Here is a 23,995-nt window from a genome sequence, read left to right as displayed (position 1 = left end):
GGGGCGTCGTTCGCAGGCAGTCAGGTGCTCGGCAGCGGGACGCAGACCACGAAGATCAATGTGCAGGCGTATGCGGCGGTGCCGACAGCGCTGAACTGTCTACCGGGGTTGCCGCAGGAGTTCACCGGCCGCGAGGATGAGATCGCCAAGATCCTTTCCGTGCTCGACCCGGGGACCGGTTCGGGTGCGGCTGTCGGATCGGTCGCGGGTCTACCGGGCGTGGGAAAGACCACCCTCGCTCATGCCGTGGGGCATGCCGCACTCGACAGAGGCTGGTTTACGGGTGTGCAGGTGGTGAACCTGCGCGGCTACGACCCGACCCCCGTCACGCCAGAGGACGCGCTAGAGGCGCTGCTGCGAGCCCTTGGCGTCGCAGCGGAACACATCCCGCCCACGCTGGACGAGCGCGAGGGGCTCTACCGGTCCCAACTCGACGCCCAGGCGCGTGAGGAGAAGCGGGTTCTGATCCTTGCGGACAACGCTTCCACCTCGGATCAGGTCCGGCCGCTGCTGCCAGCCCGTCACCACGCCGTGCTCGTAACCTCCCGGCACACCCTGCCCGGTCTCGGTGCCCGCCTTTTCAATCTCCATCCTCTCCAGCCGGATGACGCCGTCGACCTCCTGCGCCAGCGGCTGGAGGTCGCCGACCCTGACGACCGGCGGGTCGAGGACGAGCCTGCAGCCGCGGTGGAACTCGCCGCGCTCTGCGGATATCTGCCTCTGGCGCTGCAGATCGCCGCCGCTATTCTCGCCGACGACCCCGACGAGCTGCTGTCCGAGCGGGTGCGGATGCTCACCGACGCCGGCACCCGTCTTGGCGGTCTCGACGACGGTGAACGCAACATGCGCGCCGTCTTCGATGAGTGCATCACCCGTCTCTCCCATCAAGAGGCCGATCTCTACCGTCTCCTGGGACTCCACGCCGGCCCGGACATCTCCACCCCCGCCGCCGCAGCCCTCGCCGGCCAGCCCGCCGACAAGATCACCCAGATGCTGCGGCAGCTCGTCCGAGCACGCCTGCTCACCCAGAACAGCCAGGCGCGCGACCGTTGGTCCATGCACGATCTCCTGCGCGTGCACGCCCAGGAACAAGTTCGCATCGCCATGGACCGCGGCCGAGTTCCCCGCCGGCGCTACGAACAAGCCCGTACTCGGCTGACCGACTACTACGTCCGCCACGCAGAAGCGGCTGACACCCACCTTCAGCCGCCCGGCAGGGCGGTGTCGACGCTGTTCGCCGTACGGGAGCAGGCGCTAGCGTGGTTCGACGCCGAACGCGAGAATCTCCTTGCTACCACCCACGCCCACGCCCGTACACAGACGGCTCTGGAACTTGGTTTCGCTCTGGGTCGCCACCTGGAATTGCGACGGCGACTTCAGGATCTGGTAACCGTCCGCGCCCACGCACTGGAAGCCTGTCAGGCACTCGGCGACACAGTGAATCTAGCTGGCGCCTGGAACAACCTCGGCACTGCGCTCCGACACCTCGAGCGCTACACCGAGGCGCACACCGCTAACCAAACCGCCCTCGACCTCTACCAGCAGGCCGACAACGCCCACGGCCAAGCCTCCGCCTGGAATAACCTCGGCACTGCGCTCGGACACCTCAAGCGCTACACCGAGGCGCGCACCGCACACCAAACCGCCGTCGACCTCTTCCAGCAAACCGACGACACCAGCGGCCAGGCCGGTGCCTGGAACAACCTCGGCACCGCGCTCGTCGACCTCGAGCGCTACACCGAGGCGCACACCGCACACCAAACCGCCCTCGACCTCTTCCAGCAAACCGACGACACCAGCGGCCAGGCCGGTGCCTGGAACAACCTCGGCACCGCGCTCGGACACCTCAAGCGCTACACCGAGGCGCACACCGCCCACCAAACCGCCCTCGACCTGTACCTCTACCAGCAGGTCGACGACACCCGCGGTCAAGCCTTCGCCTGGAACAACCTCGGCACTGCCTGTCGAGGCCTGGAGCGATACGCTGAGGCGATCGCTGCTGGGGAGAAAGCGATTGCGATGCTGGTCGAGGAAGAAGACTGGGCGCGTGTTGGAGAGGCGTGGGCCGAGTTCGCCACCACGCTGAAGGCATCCGGCGCCGACCCGTCCCGGGTTCGGGACGCATGGGAACAGTCCGCCACCGCCTACATCCGCGCTGGCAACGACGAAGCCGCAGCCACATCCCGCGCGAATGCCGAGAACCCACCGCCAGGCACCTAACCAGACGCGCCCCGATCGCGTTCACCGTCGCTAGGTAACCTCGGCGTGAGCGCGTCCGCATCCTGCTGCGCGGCTGACACGATGGCCCGCACTACCTCGGCCAAGAGGATGACGAGGTACGGCCGGTTCTGAGGCTTCCGCATTACGAGGTGTCCGACCTCGTTCCAGGACAGTCTCTCTGCGTCCCCAAACCATCATCTGTGCAGGTCAATCAGCTGACCGAACGCCGAGGGACAGCCCCGGACGCTCATGGATCGAGGGTCAAACGAGACCGCGTCTGAGACCAAGAGCAGAGAACCCGGATGGCACTGCCAACCGAGCGGCTACCGATCTCGCATCGCGCCCCCGTACAGCCGGCGCTCGGTCAAGGCTGCCCGGGTTTGAACCCGTGGTCCTTCCCAAATGCACTCAGCACTTTCGTGACCCGCCTCCGGCGCCCTTGACCTGCTTATTCGGCTCCGGCGCTGTCCATCACCGTCCGGGACGGCTACTGACGCAGTTGCTCCGCTTAGCCCCTATTTGCCCCCGCACCGGACCGTCGACGCCGTGCAGTCAAGCCCTGCTGAGGACCCAACTCCCGTTCTGGACGGTGTCATATCGATTGAACCCAACCCATTGCCCGCGCATCTCACTCCCGGTCCGTGCCAGGAGGAACTGGAAGACACCGCGATAGTGGCGTCCCGATATGGTCCACTCCTCCCACTCTCCGGAGAACACGCCTCCAGACGTCACTGTCCCCTGCAGGCGTAGGCGTGATCGGTCGGGGCCGCCTGGATCTTTCATCGCCACTCGCCTGCCACGCTGTGACGCGCGGAGAGTCTGGCGGTCGGTGAGAGTTCGTCCGTCGTCATCAGAGATCCACTCGAAGGAGCTGTGCCACCGGCCAGCGAGAGAGACCTCGGCCGTGCGCCGCCGGACAAGCAGCGAGTACACGAGCTTCTCAATCGACTCGCCAAAGACGAAGTCGCTGATCCGCTGGACGGCAGCGCCCGCAACTGCCAGCAGCAACCAAATCAGTACTTGATCCATCATCAACCCCCCAATGTCCCGCCCCTAGACGTACCGCTTCCCGCGTGAGGGTCACGTCAGTCCGCAACAACACGTCAGTCCGCAACAAGTGGTGGATGCGTTGAATCAGCCGCCTCTTTTTCCAGGCGTGATCATCCCCCCGCTGTACTCCTAGGCTGCTTGCTCCCGAAGCAATTCGAGCGCCCGTTCGAACAGCCTGTATGTGGCTGCTGACCTGCGGGGACAGTCCCCGACCGTCCGTGGTTGTCCGGCTCAGTACGGACCCGTAGTACCTCAGTTAGACACTCAGTCGCGCGCAGGGACGGAGAGGAAGCCGCCTCCGGCGCCGTCGACGCACCAGCCGGCTTCGCCGACTGGCTGTAACACGCGCTGGTGTTGCAGCCCTGCGTAACCGGACAGCCCGGACAGCTCCCCTCTTTGCTGTCCGGTGAGTTTCTGCAGGTCAAGTGGGGTAACCGGACACCCGGACAGCTGGGACACTTGCCGTGGGCGGTGTCACGAGGACGGCGGCATCCCGCGCACCCCCTCTAGATTGGCCCCCTTGAACTTTGCTCCAGCGACCTTGGCCCCAGTGAGATCTGCCCCGGAGAGGTCAGCGCCGGTGAGGTCAGCGCGGGAGAGGTTGGCCCCGGTGAGGTTCGCGCCGGAGAGGTTGGCCCCGGTGAGGCTTGCCCCCGAGAGGTACGCACCCTTGAGATTGGCGTCGCTGAGTTCCGAGCGAGCCAGATTCGCGCATTTCTCCCCGGCGTAGTAGGCGGCGTCCGCGTCAGGGCAGAAGGTTGCGCCGGCGAGGTTCACGTCGGAGAGGCTTGCCTCGGTCAAGTTCGTATCGATCAGGATCGCGCGGGTCAAGTCGGCGCAGTCGTTCGTGGCACCCTGCTCTGTGCAGAAGATCGTGCCTTTCAGGTTTGCTGCGGACAGGTCCGCTCCGTTGAGGTGCGAGTCCGTCAGGAGTGCGTCTGCGAGGTCTGTCCCCGCCAGAGACGCGCCGTCGAGCCGCGATTCCGAGATCTGTGCCCCCGAGAGATTCGCCGCGGCCAGAGATGCCTCCCGGAGGTCCACGTTGTAGAGAGAGGCGCCGGCGAGATCTGCTTCTGTCAGGTCCGTTCCGGGGAAGTGGATCTGGTTTGGATTGCCGGTGAGTTTCAACCCACGTAGTGCGGTGCTGCTGAGATCGATCGGCAATCCCTGGTCGCGGTCGGGGCGGCGGTTGCCCAACACGGTCATCACCGCCTGGATGTCGGCAGACGGCGGGGGCCCCTCAGGCACAGACTGCGCCTTATCTGCGGCACTGGCCTCAACATGGGCGTGGAGACGTATGTAGGCGGACAGAACCGAGACGACAGTGGGATGGTCGCGGGCGGAGTCGTCCATGATCCGCTTCAGTGCGTAGATCCCCCCGAGACGTACGTCCAAGGAATTCGACCCCAGGTTGTTGATCGCGGCGTTGAACCGGCTGGTGATCTGACCCTGCTCGCTGATCCCGAGCTCCTTGCTGGTCTGCGTTACCTGCATCCAGGTGAACAGCAGCGCGAGCAATGCAGCCAGCCCTGGCAGGCTTGCCGCCACCAGTCCCCAGGGGGCTCGACTGGTCCCCCTGGGTCCAGTTGCCTGGCGGCCACTGCGTTGGCCACGCCGCACATCTCCCCGATGCGCGATGCGACGCAGCCGTCCAGTGCCCAGCGTCCATGTCATCTCTCTCATCGCACCGCACAACAGGGGAGTCCGCCACTCGCGTGTTCGAACGCCGCCAAACCAGCCCGGACGCATGATCCCGAAGCAATTCGAGCATCCGTTCGACCTGTCCGCATGGGGCACCTGAACTGCGGGATAGTCCCTGAGCGTCCGCGGTTGTCCGGCTCAGTACGGGCCCGTAGTACCTCAGTTAGACACTCAGTCGCGCGCAGGGGTGGAGATGAGGCCGCCTCCGGCGCCTACGACCCACTAGAGCCGGCTTCGCCGACCGGCTGTAACACGCCCTGGTGTTACAGCCCTCCGTAACCGGACAGCGCGGACAGCTCCGCTTTTTGCTGTCCGGTTAGTTTCCGCAGGTCAAGTGGGGTAACCGGACAGCTGGGACGCATCACATCGCCCCAGCTTTTGGGATGCGTGCCCGAGACCGAGGGGGTGATCTCGTTCAGGGGCAGCCCGACGCAGTGCGCCGAGCACTTGACTGCAGATAGAGCGGCGAAGCCTTGCTGGACGGACCAACTCGGACCGTGCCGGATTCGGTGTCAATCAAGACTAGAAATGAGACTCGTCCGGAAAGGGGGCACTCTGCGATGCCTATGTCATGCATGTCGGGCAGGCACGAGAGCCGGGGCGGATCCACGTGCCGACGTGCGGATGTTCCGGGGCCGTCGGTCGGAGAAAGAGACGACCTGCCCTCCACCAGTTGCCGCAGGAGTCAGATTGCTTTGAGCTGAAGGCATGGGGTGCACTTTTCGGAGTAGCGCCTCAGCTTCGTTGGAGAGCTCGAAGCGCGAGAGGATGTCCTCCAGGGGCCACTGGCGGGCAGGGACCAGTACTTCGATCCCCGTGACGAGCCCCTCTGCATCGATGTCAACAAGGGTGCCTTGATCGATCTCGATCGAGCTGGCCACCGGCTGCTTGCTGATCTGGACGTAGAGCGCGTCGGCATCGAGATCGAAACTTAGTTCGATCATGTCGCATCCCTCACCATCTAGTTAGGCCACGCAGCAGTGATCACAAGCTCACGATCAGTTGCAGACACGCATACCTTCAAAATCCTACCGCCGGACGCGTAACCGTGAACCCAGAGGCTCCCAGGTTGTCCCGGCGTGGTCTTGGTTTGCCTGGTCAGCGCAGAGACGATGTCGTCTCGCGTGATCCCCCGTTGGACCAGGCGCTGCTCTGCATGCTGGGACAAATTCAGATTTAGAGGCATACAGTCACTGCCCGTCGGACAGTGGCGCAACGACCTCAAGCGTCACGGTCTTGAGACTGGTGTCGTCAATCAAAAGCTCAATGCTGTAGACGCCGTACTCCGGGAAGGCCCACGGCCCGTTCACAGGCAAGATGGCAGCCATGGGTACGTTCTGCTCAACTTCGGACGTCGTGGCAGTCATGAACTCGAAGCCGGTCTGCTGCACCGTGACTCCACCGGCGTTCAGTACTCGCAGGATGCCGTGATGCAGCCTGTCCTGCTCCTCCGGGGCCATAAAGAGCCGGATTGCGATGCCAAGGGGGGCAACGGTGGGCACGGCGGGAACAGTAAGGCGCTGCACCCCGCCCCCAACTAGATGCACCAAGCCCTGGTCAACTCGGACATAGTCACAAACGATCATAAAGTCGAGCTCAGGCACTGCCTGCTCCCCTCCGAGCCGGGTGGCCACGAGTGATGGTTTCAGAGAATCAAGGGCGATGCTGGCCCAACGCCCACTTAAGCACTCAAAAGGTTAGTGATCCTTGAGTGGGTGCTCGGTGATGGTCTCTGGCGGCTGTGGGTTGTCCGGTTGAGCGCCGGCCCGTTGGAGTCTCCTCCGGGCACTAGAGCCTTACCAGGACCGGCGTCAATGCGGGGCTGCAACACCATGGGGTGCTACAGGCCGTCTGCAACCGGACACCCCGGACAGCTTGCCTCTTGACTGTCCGGGTCGTCTTCGCAGGTCAGCTGGGGTAACCGGACAGCCGGACAGCTGGGACACCTTAGCTCCGGAGCTGGCCACGATGTTTCAGCGGTTCCGCCGTTGCAGAGGAACTTTCCTCAACTTCAGGAGGCCCAGTCTGGTATTTTGCCTCCAAGTTCGACGCCAAAGCGGGATAATTGCTACGTGCTGACAAATCTGCTGCCTGGTTTCCGCGAACTACGCACTCCGCTTGCCACTGGAATCCTGTGGCTTCTCTCGATATGGGTTCTCTGCGGAGATAAACTACCGTCCCGTGACGGAGCTGTTGGACTAGTCAAAAGACTCTATGAACTCGCCGATCAGGTTGGGCCGCCAGCAGTGAGCGCATCAGCTATTTTTGCAGCCTATCTGGTCGGCAGCGTGTTGCAAGTTTCTTCGAATAGTGCCGTTCTTTCCAAAATTGATATAGCCTGTGAAAAAGTCATCAGGTCAAGCACTCATAAATCCCTTCTCAGGATAATCGAATGCCATCGCCTCACTGAATCCGTATTTGATCAGCTCGTTTTCGCTGCAGAAGGAATTTTCTATCCTTCCGTCGAGAGGGACCCTGAATCCCTTCGTCCACTTCATGTGCGCACAAGATCTGCGATGTTGTCACAAAGGGTAATATCGGAGCTTGATCAGCTCAGAACTCGACTGCATGCGGCTAATATCGAACTCTACGAGGATCATGATCGTCTGGCAGCAGAATCCGATCTGCGAATCAACGTATCGATCGCAACAAGCGCGCTCTGGGTATGCCTTTCACTCCAGATGAGTCCGTTGTTTCTGCTTGGTCTTCTGGCGTCCGCAGCACTCCTACGCCGCGGTCAGCTCCGTATTCGCCAGGCAAATGACGTTCTTATTCAGGCATTGCTCATTAACATAATAAGTTCTCCAGCGATCGAAGAGGCGACTGCAGTGATGATGGTGACGGATCCTTCGCAGAGCCCGACACCTTCGCCAGGTTCGGAGGGGGATATTTAGGATGATGTCCATTTGATTCGAGTCAGATAAAAACTAGCCCAACGACTCCGCAACGAATCCAATCGTTTGCTGGATCTGGACCCAGGCTATGCGCCGAGCAGTTGGCTAATCACGCTTCCGGAGAAGGCTGGTGCGACGAGGTCCATGGGGCTCTGGCACTCTGTGCCGCATGGGACAGGGACGGGAAGCTACCTTCCGCGCCAAAGATCCACTGGCAGGCCTTGCCACAAGGCCCGGCGTCGTGTGGCGCCGTCCTCTGTAACTGGACAACTGCGACAGTTTGTACTGGCCCTTCTGCCGAGTCGTTGCAGGTCAAGGGTATATTCCGAAGCCCGGGCAGCTGGAACATGGGTGGGATCTCATGGGTTCGCTTCACAACGGAGAGCCCTGAAGTGATCTCAGTGGTGAAACTTCCCAAAATCCCTGTGCGCTGGCGCCGTTGTACCGTTAAGGTCCAATCAAATAGCCGTAGGGGGACATCCATGCGCAAGTTCTTCAGCAGGTCGTCCGACATCGATGATGGTTTCCTGACGAACATGATTCTTGAATCGGCAATTTCTGCCGTGAACGATGGTGCTGATCCCGAACAAATAGGGGAGGTGATCGCAAAGGCGATTCCCGAAGTCGTTGAGAAGACTAGCCCGCTGCTGGCGGCCCAGTTGACTAAAAATAAGAAATCCTTGCGCATATCTAAAAAGACAGACGAAAAGTTCAACCGGCGCCTTCAGAAGCGGTGGCGCCGAGCCCTTGATCTCTACATACTGACTCAGTCGGTCTGTCATGAGATGGGAGAAATGAAGGCGAATAAGGAACGGGATCCACTCTCTGATTCCCAGGCGTATACACTGGAAGTCCTCACGGGCCTTCACGCTAGTGCTTGTCGAATTAGCGGAGAAGTATTCACCCTTCTTTCCCATGGACATCCCAAGGGCGCTCTGGCCCGATGTCGAACCTTGCACGAGACTGCCATTATTTCTTGCATTATCGGCGAGGCTGTAGGCGACCCGGATCACAGCGATTTGGCTGAGCGATTCCTCGACCACGAGATCGTCGCATTGGTGCGCGATGCGCGCCAGTTTCAGCTTGATCACGTTGTTCTCGGCGAAGAACCTCTGGAACAGAAATTTCTCGACGAGCTCGAAGGGCGATATTCCGAAGTCATTTCTAAGTATGGTTCTGACTTCAAGGGGGATTATGGATGGGTCAAAAAGTTGGTACCCGCTGCTAATCTGCGCGCCCTGGAGGAGCGGGCCTCACTAAGTCATGTACGGCCTCATTACCAATGGGCAAGTAGTGAAGTTCATTGCGGAGCGAGGGGGCTTGCGCGGAATTTTGCGGAGTATCGCGGAATACTGTTCAGGGATTCAGGGAAGACCAACGTAGGACTTTCCGACCCAGCTCAGATGGCGCTCAGTTCTCTACTGCAAGTGACCTGCTCCTTGATGCTGCACGGCACTCCTGATGAGGCTGACATCGAAACCGTTGTATTTTTGAAAGCACTCGTGGAACTCCGCGATACCTGCGTTAGTGCGTTTGATGATGTGCAGTCCGAAATCGATCTAGATGAGCAGCAGATCTTGCAGCGAATTAAGGCGTCTGGCCTCGAAGAACATCTGGGATCGGGAGCGTAGGTAGGGCGTACCCCCTGGTGGTTCGTTGAGGAGCCTCAACATGAAGAGATGATCCCATCGGACCCGGACGAAATGTCCGGGGCCTTGGCTGTTTAGCGCCGCACCCTGACTGTCTGGATGAGAGCTGAGACCGGCTGCCCATTCATCGTGACGTCGGTACCGTGAGAGACGCCCTACTCGGCAGCGGGAGGCAACACCCATGCGTGGCCTTGGAGATCACCTCAGCATCGGCGAACGGATCGCGTTCTACCGGAAGCGCCGCGGGTACACGCAAGAAGTGCTTGCCGGGCTGGTGGGACGTAGTACGGACTGGTTGGCGAAGGCGGAGTCTGGGCGGCGCCGGCCGCCGCGGATCGACATGCTCGCGGAGCTCGCGCGCATCCTGCGGGTTCCGCTTGGGGACCTCGTGGGTCAGTCGATGCTCGTGGAAGACGAGAAGCAGCAGGACGACGTGCCTGCTGTACGTGATGCGCTGATGAGCCCGCGGCGGCTCTCGCGTCTGCTGTTCGGGCCGGAGGTGGATGCTCAACTCCCGACACCCGCGCCGGCCGCGGTCCGTGTTGAGAAGGCATGGAGCGACTACCAGGGCGGTCGTCTCGGGAGCGTGCTCGCTGCCCTTCCCGTGCTCCTCCTGGCTGCTCAGGAACTGGAGGACCGGGCTGCACGTCGTGAGGAAGACCGGCACGACTGCTGGGCGGTATCGGCGCGGACACACCACCTTGCTGCGACAACCCTCGCGAAGATCGGCGAGTCGGACATCTCCTGGCTTGCTGCGGAGCGCGCCATGCAAGCGGCCGATGCCTCCGACGATCCCTTGGTCCTTGCGTCTGCTGCACGATCTGGGACGCATGCCCTGTTGGCGAACGGTCGGTACGAAGCGGCGATGTCGTTGGGCGATGCAACTGCAAATTGGTTGGCGCCTCGTGTGGGGGAGAACGACCCAGCGGCGTTAAGCCTGCTCGGCATGATCCATCTGCGCGCCGCAGTCGCTGCGGCGCGGCATCAGGACCGGCCCACTGCCACTCGCCTCTTGGACCGAGCCGAGGAGCTTGCGGACGATCTGGGCTCGGATGAGAACTACTGGCAGACCGGCTTTGGCCCGACGAACGTGATCCTGCACCGGCTGTCCGTGGAGTTGGATCTCGACAACGTCTCGTACGTTGTGGAAAAAGGGCGGATCAACGTTGATCACATGCCGCAGGAGCGCAGCGTCTCCCACCGGATCGACTTCGCGCGGGCTCTGTCCCTCGCGGGGCATGGTGACGATGCCTTCGCGGAGCTGCGCAAGGCGGAACGGACCTCGCCGCAGCTGGTACGCAACAATCCAAGGGTGCGCGAGACGCTGCGGGACTTGACCAAGCAGTCTCCCGTGACTGCGGGCTCTCGCTCGTCGGAAGTGTTCGTGATGGCCCAACGGTGCAGGGCGGTGCAGTGAGCACAGGAAAGCGTGGCGTTCTCGGCGTAGTGGGTTCGGCCGCAGGCGGAGTGGAAGCACTCCGCACAGGGCTGGTTGAGCCGGCGATCGAGCGCGGCTGGCAGGTGGCCGTGACGTTGACGCCTACCGCGGGTGCTTGGCTGCGCCAGAACGGCGAAGCGGAGCGACTGGAGAGGCTGACTGGGCTGCCAGTACGGGATGCACCACGGTTCCCGGGAGAGGCCCGCCCGCATCCGCTCGTTGACTGCTACGCCGTTGCCCCTGCCAGCGCCAATACGGTCGCCAAGATCGCGGCAGGCATCGCGGACAATCAGGCGCTGACCCAGGTGGGCGAGGCCATTGGGACGCTCGGCCTGCCGGTCGTCGTCTTTCCTCGGGTGAACGCTGCGCATGCGCGACATCCGATGTGGCGGCGGCACCTCGACGTGCTGAGGGAGGCGGAGGTTCACCTCGTCTACGGAGCGGACGTGTGGCCGCTGTACGAACCTCGCGATGCACCTGCCGGGAGGGAGCTCCCGTGGAGCGCAGTCCTGGACGCAGTGGAGCAAGCGACGAAATGACGTTCCGTCAACACGGTTGACCTGCAGCGACGATGGACCCGGACACTCTGTCCGGGTCCATCGTCGTTCTCCAGCTCAGGCTGTTCCACATGTCAGAGACGTTCGAACGGAACTGCGGCGAAGCGGGCCTCACGCCCGCTCAGTGCGCCCTGATCAGAGCGAGCCTCAACAAGGCGCGGATGGAGACGGAGCGGCTGGTTCATCGAGCCGATGTTGTCACCGAGCTCGTGCTGAACCGTCTGAGTCAACGATCTGCTCAAGGCGCTCAAGGCGCTCTCCAAGAAGACGGATCGTCTCGTGCATAGCGCTGATCTCAGTGGCGAGCGTGAGGAATGCGGATCCATCGCGCTGCGCGCCATCGACGGGCCGAGAGGGATCGACCACGAAGGTGCCGCGTCCTACCTCGGAGAACACGAGGCCTTCGTCTCCAAGCTCTCGGTAGGCGTTCTGCACCTTGACGATGGTCACCCCGTACTTCTTCGCCAGTTCGCGGGCTGCCGGCAGTTGGTCGCCGGGGCCGAGGTCTCCGCGCACGAGCAATCGTCGAATGTCTGCGGCGATGTCTTTGGCCGTGGGGCGCGGTGTGCCGGGGCTCTTCTCCATGCGTCCGAGCGTAACTGGGCTAGGTCAATTTCATCCTCCGCCCTGTCTTGACGATCCGGATCGACCTGAGTAGCTTCATGTCCACAGATGAGCCTAGGTCAATCTGGATCAAGAAATGATGCGCGCCTGTACTTGCCCGTGCGGCAGGACTCCCCCAGCAAGGTCGCCTGCCGCCGGGTTCTCCCTGTTCCTTCGTCTTCAGGAGAGCCCCATGCGTTCATATATCGGCGGCCACCAGGCCGTTAGTGACACCGACTTCGTGGAACTGGCCCTTGGTACACCGGTCGAACTGTGGCTTGGTGTTGAGGGCGAGGCCGAGATGGAACGAGCGGCCCGGCTGGCCGCGGCCCGCGACATCCTCGCGGACGATCCCGACCTTCCCGACCGCGTGAGCCAGATCGCCGCGGAGGCGATCGAGGCGTACGCCCCGGAGCTCTTCAACGTCGTCCCACTCGCCAGCAACCAGGACCGTCGCCGGCAGGCGCGGCGAAACGGGGTGGCGGCATGACGACCGCACCCGAGACCGTGCGGCCCACGGTTCCGCCCCTCACGGGGTCCGAGACGTGGCTGTTAGGCGTGGTCGCCGTGCTCGCGGCCGGAGTGGGCGGGCTGGGGTTGGCCTCCTCGTTCGAGGCGGTCTCCGGCGCCGGCGCTCGCTGGGGGTTCGCGTCCCCGTGGATGCTGCCGGTCGGTATCGACGTTGCGATCCCGGTGTTCACCGCGGCGTTTCTGCTGCTGATCCGTACGGACATGCCCTTGGGTTGGGTGCGGTTCGTACCGTGGGCGTTGACCGCGGTGACGTGCTGGTTGAACGTGGCCGCCGGGCACTCCCTGTCGGCGAAGATCGCGCACGGCACGATGCCGCTGTTGTGGGTGGTCCTGTCCGAGGTCGCCGCTCACGTGTACGCCTCGCGTATCGGAGCGGTGACGGGCCAGCGCATGGAGAAGATCCGCCGCTCCCGCTGGCTGCTCGCGCCACTGTCCACCTTTGCGCTCTGGCGTCGGATGACGTTGTGGGAGATCACCTCCTACTCCGAGGTGCTGGGACGGGAGCGGGAACGCCTCCTCGCCCGTGCGGAGCTGCGAGAGCGGCACGGTCGGCGGTGGCGCTCGCGTACCCCGCGGCGGGAGCGCGTGCTCCTCAAGCTGGGGGAGTTGGTCCCCGCGGCCGAGGTCCTGCCACCGGTCGTTCCGCCGGTACCCGAACTGCCGCAGGCGCCGGCCCCCAAGCCGGCGCGCAAGCGCAGCGGGAAGGCGAGGGCGAAGGCGCCCAAGGCATCTCGCACACCGGCCGAGCTGCTGGCCGAGGCGCGGGAAACGACGGCCGGATGGCTGGATGACGCGATCAACGCCGAATCGATCCGCACCACGCTGCACTGCTCGGCAGCCAACTCCCGGATCCTGCGGGATGCGCTGCTGACCGATCGAGCCGACGGCCGGCGCCTGCACCCGGTCGACGGGGACGCCTCTGCTGAGGCGGCAGCCTGATGTCCTGGATCGTCGGCAAGTGCTACGACCCGCACGGGGCGACGCATGGGATACCGACCTACCCGTGGCGACTCGCCCCCGACGGTATGGCCACCCGACGCCAGTTACGTGCCCTGGGCCTACGGCCCGGAGGACAACCCGTCCGGGCGCAAGTGATGCTCCCGCGCTATCGCCGCGGGCCGTTGGTGGCCTACCTGTACGCGATCGCTGACGCCAAGCCTGTCCGGCCGATGACGCCGGCGAAGCGGGCTGCGCTCGCCAAGGCGATGACCGCCCGCCGCACTTGCCCGCAGTGCCACGCCGACGCCGGATACGTCATCCCCATATCGCTGGGGACGTGCGTGACCTGCGCCTACCCCGAGGAACAGCGCGCCGCGTAACGCCAACGACAGGGCCCGACCGCTCACCTCTCACAGCGTCGGTCGGGCCCGTCATCCCTCGCACTGGAAGGAAAACCAGTGAAGCACCCCGATGACGAGAACGAACTCTTCAACCGGCTGGAAGCCGAGATGAACGCCGACTCCCACGGCGACGTAGTCGATCTGGACAAGGCGCGCTCTGCCCGCGCGGATTCGACCGACGCCAAGCCCGACCGGTCGCCCGACGAGGGAGGCAACTCCACGCCGCCGCAGTCGACCGACCCGGACGCCGACGCGTCGGGCAACTCCCGTCCGACGCTGGTCGACATGACCGCACCCGCGGCGTCGGGCCCGGGACTGCTGGATCAGATCAAGAACTCCAAGCGGCTCGCGATCGTCGCGCCGTGGATGAAGTCGGCCCCGGAGTTCCGGGACGCGATGCGCTGGTTCGTCGGGCACTTCTGGCACACCGCCCGCTATCACGCGGTCCGCACGCTGACGACGTACGTGCCCAAGCTCGTGATCCGCGCCCCGCGCGGGCTGCTCACCACCCTGTCCCGGGTGGCCCGCTGGTCGGTCGATGCGGAGGGAGACCCGCTGCGGCAGGCCGAGGCACGGCGCGAAAACTCCGAGCTATACCTGAAGCTGTCCCGACAGCGGGACCGCCGGGTACGTCTGCGGATGCTTCTCACCGTTCTCGGCTCGCTCTCCGCGCTGCTCGCAGGGCTGTACCTCGTCTACAGGGCGGCACCGATGACGCAGTTCATCGCGGCCGCGCTGGCGATCCTTGGCTTCGGATGGGCAGGGGCGCCGGCCGATGCGCCGCTGTCATCCCGGGCCGTCATCAAGCCTGAGGTGCAGAAGCTGACCGGCGACATGGTCGTCAAGGCCATGGCCTCCATCGGCATCGGCCAGATCTCTTCCGCAGTCGCCAAGGGCGGGGACGGCATCAAGTTCGTTGCCCCGATCACCCGCGATGGTCTGGGCTGGCGGGCGGACATCGACCTGCCGCTCGGCGTGACGGTCGCCGACGTCGCCGACCGGCGCTCACGCCTCGCCTCCGGGCTCCGTCGCCCGCTGGGCTGCGTGTGGCCCGACGCCGACCCGAACGAGCACGAGGGACGGCTCGTTCTGTGGGTGGGAGACCGGGACCTGTCCAAGATGGGCGACGTGCGGTGGGCGCTGGCTGATGCCAAGCGGCACGACGTCTTCCGTCGTGTCCCGTTCGGGGTGGACCCGCGCGGGCGGGCTCAGTCGGTGCCGATGATCCAGCACAACGTGCTGGTGGGATCGCTCCCCGGGCAGGGCAAGACCAGCGCCGTACGGGTCCTGGCCTGCGGTGCGGCGATGGATCCGAGCGTGGAACTGTGGCTGCACGAGAACAAGGGCACCGGTGACCTCGACTCCCTCGAATGCGTCTCGCACCGCTTCGTCTCCGGCATCCATGACGAAGCCGTCGCCTACGCGGCCGAGTCTCTGGCTCTGCTGCGCAAGGAGGTCATGCGGCGGGCCGCGGCCATCAAGAAGCTGCCGCGGGACCTGTGCCCGGACAAGCGCATCACCCGGGAGATCGCCGACAAGCGGGCACTGAAGTTGTGGCCGCTGATGGCAGTCTTTGACGAGTGCCAGAACCTGTTCGCGCACGCCAAGTACGGCAAGCAGGCAGGCGAGGACGCCGAGTTCATCATCAAGCTCGGACGCGCGCTCGGCGTGATGCTGGTGCTGGCCACTCAGCGGCCCGACAAGGAGTCGCTGCCGACCGGGATCAGCGGCAACGTCTCCATCCGGTTCTGCCTCAAAGTCGCAGGTCAGACCGAGAACGACATGATTCTCGGCACGTCCGCGTACAAGAACGGGGTGCGCGCCACGGCCTTCCGGCCGGAGATCGACGCAGGGAACGGCTACCTCGCCGGAGCCGGCACCACGCCGTCCGTGGTGCGCACCGCGTACCTGAACGGCCCGGCGACCGACGCAATCGCTCAGCGTGCGCTCGCGCTGCGCAAGGCCGTTGGGACCCTGTCCGGGCACGCGCTGGGAGAAGCGAGCGAGACCGCCGCAGGCCCGACGTACGACCTACTCGCCGACGTCGTGGCCGTTCTCCCCGCGAGCGAGGAGCGCGTGTGGAACGAGCGGATCGCCGCCCGGCTGGAGGAGTTGCGGCCGGAGGTCTACCGCGGCTGGAAGGGCGAGAATGTCACCAGCGCCCTCAAGCCGCACGGCATCAAGACCCAGGGAATCGCCGGCACGACCGACGACGGAACCCGCACCACGCGCCGCGGCATCGTCCGCGCCGACGTCATCCAGGCAATCGCGGAGCGTGACGGAAAGGCGGGCGCGGCGTAGGCCCGTTCGACCGCTACCGGTAGCGGGGTGACCTGCTACCGGTAGCACCCCCGCTAGCACCCCATCTCGGGTCTCATCTGCGATCTAGCGCATAGCACCCCACCTGCGGAAACCCCGAAAGCCGCCCTGGGAGGGCTCTAGTGACCCCCATTGCCGCTGCTATCGCCTGCCTGTTCGCCATCACGCTCTGTTACGCGGCGATGTGCGCGGGCACCCCGTTCGGCCGCTGCCGCAAGTGCAACGGCTTCGGCTACTCGATCAAGACCGACCGCAAGGGACGGCCCCAGCGCGGCAAAAGTTGCCGCCGCTGCAAGACCACCGGCAAACGCATACGCATCGGCCGCTGGATCTTCAACCGTGCCCAGCGGATCTACCGCGAAGGCAACCGCTGACCACACCGCCCAGCGACCCGAAAGAGGTTCCGCTCATGGCCGTCACCGTCTCCGTCGTGTCCCTGTTCGGGCTCGTCCTGTTCTTCCTGCTCCGCTCCAAGTCCCTCAGCTACGGAGCCGCGTTCATCGCCATCGGGTTCGGCTTCTTCCTCGCCTCCACCGGAGCGGCCGGCCCGATCAACCACCTGACCGCCGACGTCATCGACTCGATCCGCTCCACCAACTTCTAAGGAGGCAGGCCGTGAACGAACAGATCACCGCCCGTCACTGGCTCGCCATCGCCACCCCCAAAGCGGCCCCAGCCATCGCCACAACCACCGTGCTGATCCTGGCCCGCGTCTGGAACGCCAACGGCGCTCAGCACTCCATCGGCAATGCCGCACTGATGGTCGTGCTCGCAGCCGGAGCCGCAGCGGCCGGCGCCTTCGCGTCAGCCGGCCGCGCCGGCGACAGCGTCATCGCGGGAACCGCGTTCGCTACCTCCGGAGCGCTCGCCCTGGCAGGCGTCGCCGGATACGCCGACGGAATGTCCTTACCGCTGCTGCTGTGGGCACTGGCCACCGCCGTCGCCTACGGGCTCGCAGCCCGCTACTGGCGCACCGACCGACGCGACGCGCTCGCCTACGAACGGCACACCGCCGTTCGAAGTGAGGAACACGCCCACGTGGAACGCGTCGAAGGCATCCGGGCTCGTGCCCAGATCGAAACCGCCCGTGAAGGGGGCGCCTACGCGACGGCATTGGCAGCCGCGCTCACGGCCCGCGCAGCGTTGCCGGGCTTCGACCCGATCGCTCTGAGCCGGGCCGGTCTCCCTGAACTGCCCCTCCACATCACTGCCATCGAAGGAGGTCAGAAATGACCATCGATCCGCAGACAGGCCACGGATTCGACGCCCCGACTCCAGCGGCGGCCTACGCCGCGGCGCCGAGGATTCTGAGCGAGATCAACGCAGTACTCGCCATCGTTGCTGAGCGCGCTGCTGAGCGGCGATGGGACCTGCCCGGTTCGGAGGCGAACGACCGGGAGTTTTGGCTCCGCAAGGCCGCTCTCCTGGATCGAATCGCGTTGCAGGACGCCACTCCGGATGCGATGGCGGCCGCGGTTGAGGCAGCCGGGCCGCTGGTGGTGTTCGACCTTCGTCACCCGACGTTCGTAGCCGGCCCGCATGGTCCCGATTCCATCGAGTGGGATCCCAGCTATCGCCCGTACGTACGCCAGGAATACGCGGCCTGGCACAAGCACCAGTAGCAACGCCGCGGCGGCGGGACTCCCCAGCAAGGTCGCCCGCCGCCGCGGTTCTCCCCGCCCGTCCGAAGACAGATCAGGAGACCTCCAGCATGACCCATCAAGCGTTCCTCCGGCGAACCCACATGCCCCGTCTGCTAGCCGCGTTCTGCGGGGTTGGTGGCGACACTCTCGGCTATCAGCGGGCCGGGTTCCACGTGACCGGCGTCGACATCCACCCGCAGCCCCGGTACATCGGTGACGCCTTCCATCAGGGCGACGCCATCGCCTTCATTCGCGAACACGGTCACGCCTTCGACTTCATCCACGCCGGGCCGCCGTGCCAGTTCGACTGCACCTTGACCGCCGGCACCAACGCCACCCGCGGCTTCGAGTACCCCGACCTGCTGACCCCCACCCGGGAGGCTCTGGAGAGCACCGGTCGCCCGTACGTCATCGAGCAGCCCCCGGGACGGGCGTCCAAGCGCATGCGGATCGACGTGACGCTGTGCGGGGAGATGTTCGGCCTCGCAGTCCAGCGGCACCGGAACCTTGAGCTGGGTGGCTGGTCCACCCCCAAGCCACAGCACGTTCCGCATCGCGGGCGGGTGGCCGGGATGCGGCACGGTGTTTGGTACCAGGGCCCGTACTTCGCGGTCTATGGCGAGGGCGGCGGGAAGGGCACCGTTCAGGAGTGGCAGCAGGCCATGGGCATTCACTGGACGGATGTCCGCAAGGAGATCGCTGAGGCCATCCCGCCGGCCTACGGCCAGTGGCTCGGGGAGCGGTTCCTCGCCGCAGCATCCGGGGCGGTGGCGGCATGAGCACCTCCTTGCTCGCCGTCGCCCTGGAAGCCGCGGCACGCGGCTGGCACGTCGTCCCGCTCCGACCCGGCGACAAGCCGCCCGCCCTGCACGGCGAAACGCGCTGCCCCGGCACCGGAGACTGCGCGGACGGGCATCGGAAGTGGGAGCAGCGCGCCACCACCGACCCCGACCGCATCCGGCGGGCGTGGGCGGCCGGCGCGTTCAACGTCGGGATCGCTACCGGCCCGTCGGGGCTGGTCGTGGTGGATCTCGACATGCCCAAGCCGAAAGAGCCGAAGGGCACGCCCTCCGGCGTGACGACCTTCCAAGCGCTCTGCGAGCGCGCCGGACGGTCCGTCCCCACCACCTACCGGACCCGGACCGCGCGCGGCGGACAACACCTGTACTTCACCACCCCGGACGGGGTCCGGCTGGGCAGCACGCACAGCGAGAGCTTGAAGATCGATACCCGGGCTTGGGGAGGCCAGGTGGTCGCTGCTGGCAGCGTCACCCCCCACGGCTCCTACGGCGTGATGGACGCGCTGCCGGTCGCTCCGTTCCCCGAGTGGATCTGTAAGGCGCTGTACCTACCTCCCAAAGCTGCGCGACCCGTTCCGGTGAGCCTGCCGGAGCAGACCGGACGGTATGCGCGAGCCGTGCTGGAACGGGAAGTCGCCGCCGTGGCCGCCGCTCACGAGGGCGGGCGCGAGGCGGAGTTGTTCCGAGCTGCACGGGCCCTGGGCCGTTTCGTGGCCTGGGGAGACCTTGACCGGCACGTCGTCGAAGAGGCTTTTCAGGTAGCCGCTGAATCCACCGGGCTACCGGCCTCCCAGTGCCGCTCGACCCTGCGCAGCGCTCTGAACTGGTCGATTCGCACTGCTCAGCCCCGGACGACGGCATGAGCACCCCACAAAACCCGGAGCTGAAAAGCCAACAGCTCACCCTGGTCGGACCCCCCGACGCGTCTCCGGCCAAGGCCACCATCGGGCAGGCGGTCGTTGCTCGAAAGTCGTCGGCCGCAGGCCGTCCTTTCAAGCCTGTCCGTCCTGACCCGCACACCCCCACCACCGGACCCGCGTGGGTGGTGGCGTGGATCCACATCGTGGCCCCGGAATCCTGGACGGCCCCGGTATCCGCCCACGCATGGTGCGCATGCGGCGAATTCGAGCGCCGCGCCAACACCCGCCACAGCGTCCGGTTGGTAGTGGAACAGCACCTCGCCCACCGCACCCAATGCCCGCTGCGCAATCCCACCGAGAGGAGGCAGGCAGCATGACCGGCAACCCGATTCCCCCGCTGCACCTGTACTCCGTCCCCAGCGACCCGCAGCCCGTGACGGAGCCCCCGCCGAAACGCGAACGGCCCCGGACCGCATGGACCGCGGACCAACTCATGGCCGCGAACTTCCCGGAGCCCAAATGGGCCGTACCCGGCATCCTCGCGGAAGGCGTCAGTCTGCTCGCGGGTCCGCCAAAGGTCGGAAAGTCCTGGTTGTCATTAGGCCTTGGCTTGTCCGTCGCGGCGGGCGGTACGGCGCTGAACTCCCTGCCCGTGCAGGGCGGACCGGTGCTGTACCTCGCATTGGAGGACACCCCGCGCCGCCTCCAGACCCGCATGGCCAAGCTCCTCCAGGGCGAACCGGCGCCGCCCGGGCTGACGCTCGTCACCGAATGCCCGCCCTTTCCACAGGGTGGTGTGGAGGCAATCGCCGGATGGCTGGACCGCAATCCCACCGCCCGCATGGTCGTCATCGACGTGTTCGCCAAGATGCGCGGAGCCTCGCCTCAGGGTGCTTCCGCCTACGACGCCGACTATGTCGCGGTCGGCTACGCCAAGCGGCTCGCGGACCATTACGGGGTTGCGCTCGTGCTGGTGCACCACGTCCGGAAGATGGCGTCTGAGGACTTCCTCGCGGAGGTCTCTGGGACCAACGGCATTGCCGGCGCGGCAGACGCCACGCTCGTGCTGAAGCGGGCCCGCGGGCAGGCGGACGGAATCCTGCACGTGACCGGCCGCGATGTCGACGAAGCCGAGTACGCGCTTCAGTTCCAATCCGACTCCGGGTCCTGGCACATGCTGGACGGCCCGGTCACGGATCACACCGTGGGCGACACCCGCGCCGCGATCCTGCGGTTCGTGCGGGCCCATCCCGGGGCGAAGCCGAAAGACGTGGCCGCTGGCCTGCCGGGCGTTGACGTCGAGACGGTCCGTCGTACCTGCTCGCGGATGGCCGCGGACGGACAGGTCACCAAGGACGGCAGCGGGCGGTACTACCCGGACACCGAGACCCGGACAGCCACCCTACCGGAGGTGTCCCACCTGTCCGGGTGTCCGGTTACCCCACCTGACCTGCAAGAACTAACCGGACAGCAAGAAATGCAGCTGTCCGGGCTGTCCGGTTCCGAGAGTGCACCCGATCTGCTGTGGAGGAACACGTGACGTCACCCATGAGCACCGCCACGCCCGTCGTACAGCTCCTCTACACGCCCGAAGAGGCTGCGGAAGCTCTCCGCTTCGGCCGATCCACGATCTACGAACTGATGGCCGCAGGCGAACTGAAGTGGTGCAAGCGCGGCCGGTCGCGCCGCATCAAGGCGAGCGACCTCGTCGCCTTCGTCGAAAGCCTCGCCACGCAGCCCAGCTAGGCACACCACACACGAGGCGGGCCGGGTGCAGACCCGGCCCGCCCTTCTCATGGGAGGAAGACGTGGGTACCCGTAAGCCGAACATGGAGTCGTCCATCTACAAGGGCGCGGACGGGCTTTGGCACGGTCGCGTGACCATGGGGCTCAAGAGCGACGGCAGCCCGGACCGCCGGCACCGGGCAGCGAAGACAGAAGCCGAGGTCTCCCGCAAGGTCAAAGCGCTGGAGAAGCTACGGGACGCCGGCCGGGCGCCCAAGGCAGGTAGGGCGCCGACCGTCGCAACGTGGATGGACACCTACCTGAGCACGATCGTCGTCCACAAGCTCAAGCCGCGGACGCTCGATGACTATTGGTCCAAGACCCGCAATGACATCGTGCCCGGCATCGGCCAGCACCGGCTGGACCGGCTGCGCCCTGAACACCTCGACAAGATGTATGCGGACATGCTCAGCGACGGGCACGCGCCCTCGCACGTGCTGAAGGTGCACCGCATCCTGTCGCGCGCCCTGAAAATCGCCCTGCGCAGAGAGCTGGTCGGCAGGAACGTGGCCACACTCGTTGATCCGCCGACCGTCGATGAAGACGAGATCAACCCCTTCACCCAGGACGAAGCACGGGCCTTCCTCGAAGCCGCAGCCAAGCGGCCGACCGCGCTGCGGTGGGCGATCGGTGTGGGGTTCGGCATCCGGCAGGGGGAAGCTCTCGGTCTGCGGTGGGCGTACGTCGACCTCGAAGCGGGGGTCATGAAGACGCTCTGGCAGCTTCAGCGGCTCACCTGGCGCCATGGCTGCTCAGACCCTCATGCCTGCGGTGCCCGGCTGCACCGATTCGAGCCGTGCCCGGCCGACTGCACCAAGCACAAGCACTACAAGCGCGGGTGTCCCGCTCCCTGTGCCGCAACATGCACCAAGCACGCCAGCGTGTGTCCGGAGCGCAAGGATGGCGGGCTGGTGTTCACGCGGCCCAAGACGAAGAAGAGCCGTCGCACGATCCCCCTACCGCCGCCGCTCATCCCGCTGCTTGCCGCGCACCGGCTTCAGCAGGAGGTGGACAAGGCCGCGGCCGGCGACATGTGGGAGGAGCACGACGTGGTGTTCGCGCGGCCGGACGGGACACCGATCTCCCCGCGGGACGACTGGCAGGAGTTCAAGGACCTGCTGAAGGAGGCTGGGCTCCGGGACGCCCGGCCGCACGACAGTCGGCATACCGCCGGCACGATCCTCAACGAGCTGGGGGTGGACATCCGGACCATCATGGCGATCCTCGGACATTCGCAGCTCAGCATGGCTCAGCGGTACGTGCACGCGACCGGTCCGCTCTCCCGCGCCGCGGTGCTGAAGATGGCGCAGTCTCTCCAGATGGGGGAGGCCGAAAAGCCGAAAACTGAGACCGCTACTGAGACAGGCGACACAAGGGCGGCCCGTGCACGGCGCCGCCGCCGCATCCAGTAGAACGAGAAAGTCCCGGTCAGCAAGCTGACCGGGACTTCTCTATTGGGGCCGCCTTCGGGATTCGAACCCGAGACCTACGCATTACGAGCCCAAGATGGATCGTGCCAGGGTGATTCGTCTCCTACCACCCTATGACGGTTAGACCAGGTCAGAGCTCTGAATCGGCGTTTCGAGGTTCAGCCGATGTCAGTGGATCCGAGGGCATCCGGGCACGCAATGGGCACGCAGCGGGCACGCTGCACGTGCTTCCTGACCTGCGCATTCGGCAGGGACCCGGAGACTCGAACCTGAGACGTTGAGAGACCCGGCCAGCCACGAGGGCCGCGCGGATTACCGCGCGGCCCTCGCCTTGTTCAGCCCTGGCATCGATCTTCTCGCGACCTGGTATCACCCTTGGATCCGCCGCGGCGGGGGGAAGGTATGGCGTTCAAGAGGCGTTCGAGGGCGCTCGCGCCGGCGGCGGTGATCTCTCTGTCATCGAGCACGATGTGCGTGCTCTCGTCAGTCGCACGGGCTGCTGCCGGCGCTGATCTGTCGAGTCGGGAACGGGTGACGCGGTACAAGATGCCCCCCTCGTGGCATGACTGGACCCAGAATCGAACGCGTGTCCGATGCAGGGTTCGAACCACACTACCTCGGTGATAGCAGCAGGTCACGCGCTTACGACTCCGCGTTACCGCCAGTTTCGGGCTTGGCGACTTGGTTCCCGCCTGCCCAGTTCTTTACAAGCTCTTGCAGCTTGGTCATGTCCTCGGGGCCGGCGCCGGGCACGTGGGCGACGACGATCGTCGCCTCGGCCGTGCTGGCACCGAGAGGGTCGCTGGCCATGAGCCCGACGTACTGCTGAGCGGCGGCGAGTTGCACCTCGCGCTCGGACTTGCCTATCGCCGCGGCCACGGCCCTTACGAGCTGGGGACTGATCCTGACCGATTGCCCCTGGCCGATCTTCCACAAGGTGTTGTGCGCGGCCTGATAGCCGGTGGTCGGGTCGATTGCTCGTTCTGCCAGCTCGCGCGAGGTCGTCCCCTGTAGGGCTTCCCGCACAAGGTCGGCAAACGGTGCGCCGGATTCCCACATGGCTTCCCATCTCCGTTCTTGTCGCATAACGCGAACATGCTCATTCAAGCAGCCACACCCCCGTTGTGCACGCCCTTCAACCTCGTTGACGTGCAGGAATGCCCGCCCTACGGTTG

At 65.3% G+C, this 23,995-nt stretch carries 25 protein-coding genes; 19 read left to right on the top strand and 6 right to left on the bottom strand.

Annotated elements, in window-relative coordinates:
• The first annotated feature begins 24 nt into the window (after positions 1-24).
• The gene (locus AC07DC_RS10280; RefSeq protein WP_478913698.1) at positions 25-2,220 is read left to right on the top strand and encodes a tetratricopeptide repeat protein; all 2,196 of its coding nucleotides are present in this window, start codon (positions 25-27) and stop codon (positions 2,218-2,220) included.
• 1,524 nt (positions 2,221-3,744) lie between these two features.
• Here AC07DC_RS10280 and AC07DC_RS10275 read toward each other — a convergent pair.
• The 4 genes from AC07DC_RS10275 to AC07DC_RS10260 all read right to left on the bottom strand — a co-directional run bounded on the left by AC07DC_RS10275 (position 3,745) and on the right by AC07DC_RS10260 (position 6,575).
• Complete coding sequence (locus tag AC07DC_RS10275; RefSeq protein WP_478913696.1) at positions 3,745-4,818, bottom strand: pentapeptide repeat-containing protein; 1,074 nt, start codon at positions 4,816-4,818, stop codon at positions 3,745-3,747.
• 722 nt (positions 4,819-5,540) lie between these two features.
• Positions 5,541-5,915, bottom strand: coding sequence for a DUF2283 domain-containing protein (locus AC07DC_RS10270; protein ID WP_478913694.1), 375 nt, complete (start codon positions 5,913-5,915; stop codon positions 5,541-5,543).
• Positions 5,916-5,932: 17 nt separating this feature from the next.
• On the bottom strand, positions 5,933-6,157 hold the full coding sequence (locus tag AC07DC_RS10265; RefSeq protein WP_478913692.1) for a DUF4258 domain-containing protein: 225 nt from the start codon (positions 6,155-6,157) through the stop codon (positions 5,933-5,935).
• Positions 6,158-6,161: 4 nt separating this feature from the next.
• Positions 6,162-6,575: a DUF6941 family protein gene (locus AC07DC_RS10260; protein WP_478913690.1), complete on the bottom strand. Its 414-nt coding sequence runs from the start codon at positions 6,573-6,575 to the stop codon at positions 6,162-6,164.
• Positions 6,576-7,043: 468 nt separating this feature from the next.
• Between AC07DC_RS10260 and AC07DC_RS10255 the strand changes: the two genes are divergently transcribed.
• The 4 genes from AC07DC_RS10255 (at position 7,044) to AC07DC_RS10240 (ending at position 11,491) form a co-directional block, all read left to right on the top strand.
• The gene (locus tag AC07DC_RS10255; protein ID WP_478913688.1) at positions 7,044-7,865 is read left to right on the top strand and encodes a hypothetical protein; all 822 of its coding nucleotides are present in this window, start codon (positions 7,044-7,046) and stop codon (positions 7,863-7,865) included.
• 482 nt (positions 7,866-8,347) lie between these two features.
• Positions 8,348-9,496 carry a DUF5677 domain-containing protein gene (locus AC07DC_RS10250; RefSeq protein ID WP_478913686.1) on the top strand — a complete coding sequence of 383 codons (1,149 nt, stop codon included), beginning with the start codon at positions 8,348-8,350 and terminating at the stop codon, positions 9,494-9,496.
• Positions 9,497-9,695: 199 nt separating this feature from the next.
• Positions 9,696-10,931 (top strand): helix-turn-helix domain-containing protein, encoded by a 1,236-nt coding sequence (locus AC07DC_RS10245; protein WP_478913684.1) that lies wholly within the window; start codon positions 9,696-9,698, stop codon positions 10,929-10,931.
• Complete coding sequence (locus AC07DC_RS10240) at positions 10,928-11,491, top strand: flavoprotein (RefSeq protein ID WP_478913682.1); 564 nt, start codon at positions 10,928-10,930, stop codon at positions 11,489-11,491. The genes AC07DC_RS10245 and AC07DC_RS10240 overlap by 4 nt, the downstream gene beginning before the upstream one ends.
• A 216-nt stretch (positions 11,492-11,707) precedes the next feature.
• Here the strand turns inward: AC07DC_RS10240 and AC07DC_RS10235 are convergent, their stop codons facing one another.
• Positions 11,708-12,094, bottom strand: coding sequence for a GntR family transcriptional regulator (locus tag AC07DC_RS10235; protein ID WP_478913680.1), 387 nt, complete (start codon positions 12,092-12,094; stop codon positions 11,708-11,710).
• 211 nt (positions 12,095-12,305) lie between these two features.
• Here AC07DC_RS10235 and AC07DC_RS10230 point away from each other — a divergent pair, with 211 nt between their 5' ends.
• From AC07DC_RS10230 to AC07DC_RS10165, 14 genes are all read left to right on the top strand, one after another.
• Positions 12,306-12,602, top strand: a complete 297-nt coding sequence (locus AC07DC_RS10230) for a hypothetical protein (RefSeq protein WP_478913678.1) — start codon at positions 12,306-12,308, stop codon at positions 12,600-12,602.
• Positions 12,599-13,582 carry a DUF2637 domain-containing protein gene (locus tag AC07DC_RS10225; protein WP_478913676.1) on the top strand — a complete coding sequence of 328 codons (984 nt, stop codon included), beginning with the start codon at positions 12,599-12,601 and terminating at the stop codon, positions 13,580-13,582. Before AC07DC_RS10230 ends, AC07DC_RS10225 begins: the two co-directional genes overlap by 4 nt.
• On the top strand, positions 13,582-13,962 hold the full coding sequence (locus AC07DC_RS10220; protein ID WP_478913674.1) for an RRQRL motif-containing zinc-binding protein: 381 nt from the start codon (positions 13,582-13,584) through the stop codon (positions 13,960-13,962). The genes AC07DC_RS10225 and AC07DC_RS10220 overlap by 1 nt, the downstream gene beginning before the upstream one ends.
• 78 nt (positions 13,963-14,040) lie before the next feature.
• The gene (locus AC07DC_RS10215) at positions 14,041-16,284 is read left to right on the top strand and encodes an FtsK/SpoIIIE domain-containing protein (RefSeq protein WP_478913672.1); all 2,244 of its coding nucleotides are present in this window, start codon (positions 14,041-14,043) and stop codon (positions 16,282-16,284) included.
• A 140-nt stretch (positions 16,285-16,424) separates the two neighbouring features.
• Entirely contained in the window at positions 16,425-16,676 is a 252-nt protein-coding gene (locus tag AC07DC_RS10210; RefSeq protein ID WP_478913670.1) for a hypothetical protein, read from the top strand.
• A gap of 35 nt (positions 16,677-16,711) precedes the next feature.
• Positions 16,712-16,906 (top strand): hypothetical protein, encoded by a 195-nt coding sequence (locus AC07DC_RS10205; RefSeq protein WP_269284577.1) that lies wholly within the window; start codon positions 16,712-16,714, stop codon positions 16,904-16,906.
• An 11-nt stretch (positions 16,907-16,917) separates the two neighbouring features.
• The gene (locus AC07DC_RS10200) at positions 16,918-17,535 is read left to right on the top strand and encodes a hypothetical protein (protein ID WP_478913668.1); all 618 of its coding nucleotides are present in this window, start codon (positions 16,918-16,920) and stop codon (positions 17,533-17,535) included.
• The gene (locus tag AC07DC_RS10195) at positions 17,532-17,924 is read left to right on the top strand and encodes a hypothetical protein (protein ID WP_478913666.1); all 393 of its coding nucleotides are present in this window, start codon (positions 17,532-17,534) and stop codon (positions 17,922-17,924) included. Before AC07DC_RS10200 ends, AC07DC_RS10195 begins: the two co-directional genes overlap by 4 nt.
• Positions 17,925-18,013: 89 nt before the next feature.
• Complete coding sequence (locus AC07DC_RS10190) at positions 18,014-18,724, top strand: DNA methylase (RefSeq protein ID WP_478913664.1); 711 nt, start codon at positions 18,014-18,016, stop codon at positions 18,722-18,724.
• Positions 18,721-19,608 carry a bifunctional DNA primase/polymerase gene (locus AC07DC_RS10185; protein ID WP_478913662.1) on the top strand — a complete coding sequence of 296 codons (888 nt, stop codon included), beginning with the start codon at positions 18,721-18,723 and terminating at the stop codon, positions 19,606-19,608. The genes AC07DC_RS10190 and AC07DC_RS10185 overlap by 4 nt, the downstream gene beginning before the upstream one ends.
• Complete coding sequence (locus AC07DC_RS10180; protein ID WP_478914128.1) at positions 19,605-19,982, top strand: hypothetical protein; 378 nt, start codon at positions 19,605-19,607, stop codon at positions 19,980-19,982. Before AC07DC_RS10185 ends, AC07DC_RS10180 begins: the two co-directional genes overlap by 4 nt.
• Entirely contained in the window at positions 19,940-21,145 is a 1,206-nt protein-coding gene (locus AC07DC_RS10175) for an AAA family ATPase (RefSeq protein ID WP_478914100.1), read from the top strand. The genes AC07DC_RS10180 and AC07DC_RS10175 overlap by 43 nt, the downstream gene beginning before the upstream one ends.
• An 8-nt stretch (positions 21,146-21,153) precedes the next feature.
• Positions 21,154-21,351 (top strand): helix-turn-helix domain-containing protein, encoded by a 198-nt coding sequence (locus AC07DC_RS10170; RefSeq protein ID WP_478914098.1) that lies wholly within the window; start codon positions 21,154-21,156, stop codon positions 21,349-21,351.
• 83 nt (positions 21,352-21,434) lie between these two features.
• Positions 21,435-22,802: a tyrosine-type recombinase/integrase gene (locus tag AC07DC_RS10165; protein ID WP_478913660.1), complete on the top strand. Its 1,368-nt coding sequence runs from the start codon at positions 21,435-21,437 to the stop codon at positions 22,800-22,802.
• 660 nt (positions 22,803-23,462) lie between these two features.
• Here AC07DC_RS10165 and AC07DC_RS10160 read toward each other — a convergent pair.
• Positions 23,463-23,879, bottom strand: a complete 417-nt coding sequence (locus AC07DC_RS10160; RefSeq protein ID WP_478913658.1) for a hypothetical protein — start codon at positions 23,877-23,879, stop codon at positions 23,463-23,465.
• Positions 23,880-23,995 lie beyond the last annotated feature (116 nt).

Source organism: Streptomyces sp. NPDC045021 (genome assembly GCF_056432645.1).
Note: the sequence above shows the minus strand (reverse complement) of the source record. Positions and strands in the feature narration are given on the sequence as shown.

Excerpts from the sequence above, each read along its gene's own strand:
- AC07DC_RS10250 (WP_478913686.1), top strand. The coding sequence starts at position 8,348 with ATGCGCAAGTTCTTCAGCAGGTCGTCCGACATCGATGATGGTTTCCTG.
- AC07DC_RS10205 (WP_269284577.1), top strand. The coding sequence starts at position 16,712 with ATGGCCGTCACCGTCTCCGTCGTGTCCCTGTTCGGGCTCGTCCTGTTC.
- AC07DC_RS10245 (WP_478913684.1), top strand. The coding sequence starts at position 9,696 with ATGCGTGGCCTTGGAGATCACCTCAGCATCGGCGAACGGATCGCGTTC.
- AC07DC_RS10185 (WP_478913662.1), top strand. The coding sequence starts at position 18,721 with ATGAGCACCTCCTTGCTCGCCGTCGCCCTGGAAGCCGCGGCACGCGGC.
- AC07DC_RS10230 (WP_478913678.1), top strand. The coding sequence starts at position 12,306 with ATGCGTTCATATATCGGCGGCCACCAGGCCGTTAGTGACACCGACTTC.
- AC07DC_RS10175 (WP_478914100.1), top strand. The coding sequence starts at position 19,940 with ATGCCCGCTGCGCAATCCCACCGAGAGGAGGCAGGCAGCATGACCGGC.
- AC07DC_RS10160 (WP_478913658.1), bottom strand. The coding sequence starts at position 23,879 with ATGTGGGAATCCGGCGCACCGTTTGCCGACCTTGTGCGGGAAGCCCTA.
- AC07DC_RS10225 (WP_478913676.1), top strand. The coding sequence starts at position 12,599 with ATGACGACCGCACCCGAGACCGTGCGGCCCACGGTTCCGCCCCTCACG.
- AC07DC_RS10195 (WP_478913666.1), top strand. The coding sequence starts at position 17,532 with ATGACCATCGATCCGCAGACAGGCCACGGATTCGACGCCCCGACTCCA.
- AC07DC_RS10220 (WP_478913674.1), top strand. The coding sequence starts at position 13,582 with ATGTCCTGGATCGTCGGCAAGTGCTACGACCCGCACGGGGCGACGCAT.
- AC07DC_RS10235 (WP_478913680.1), bottom strand. The coding sequence starts at position 12,094 with ATGGAGAAGAGCCCCGGCACACCGCGCCCCACGGCCAAAGACATCGCC.
- AC07DC_RS10190 (WP_478913664.1), top strand. The coding sequence starts at position 18,014 with ATGACCCATCAAGCGTTCCTCCGGCGAACCCACATGCCCCGTCTGCTA.
- AC07DC_RS10165 (WP_478913660.1), top strand. The coding sequence starts at position 21,435 with ATGGAGTCGTCCATCTACAAGGGCGCGGACGGGCTTTGGCACGGTCGC.
- AC07DC_RS10265 (WP_478913692.1), bottom strand. The coding sequence starts at position 6,157 with ATGCCTCTAAATCTGAATTTGTCCCAGCATGCAGAGCAGCGCCTGGTC.
- AC07DC_RS10270 (WP_478913694.1), bottom strand. The coding sequence starts at position 5,915 with ATGATCGAACTAAGTTTCGATCTCGATGCCGACGCGCTCTACGTCCAG.
- AC07DC_RS10180 (WP_478914128.1), top strand. The coding sequence starts at position 19,605 with ATGAGCACCCCACAAAACCCGGAGCTGAAAAGCCAACAGCTCACCCTG.
- AC07DC_RS10170 (WP_478914098.1), top strand. The coding sequence starts at position 21,154 with ATGAGCACCGCCACGCCCGTCGTACAGCTCCTCTACACGCCCGAAGAG.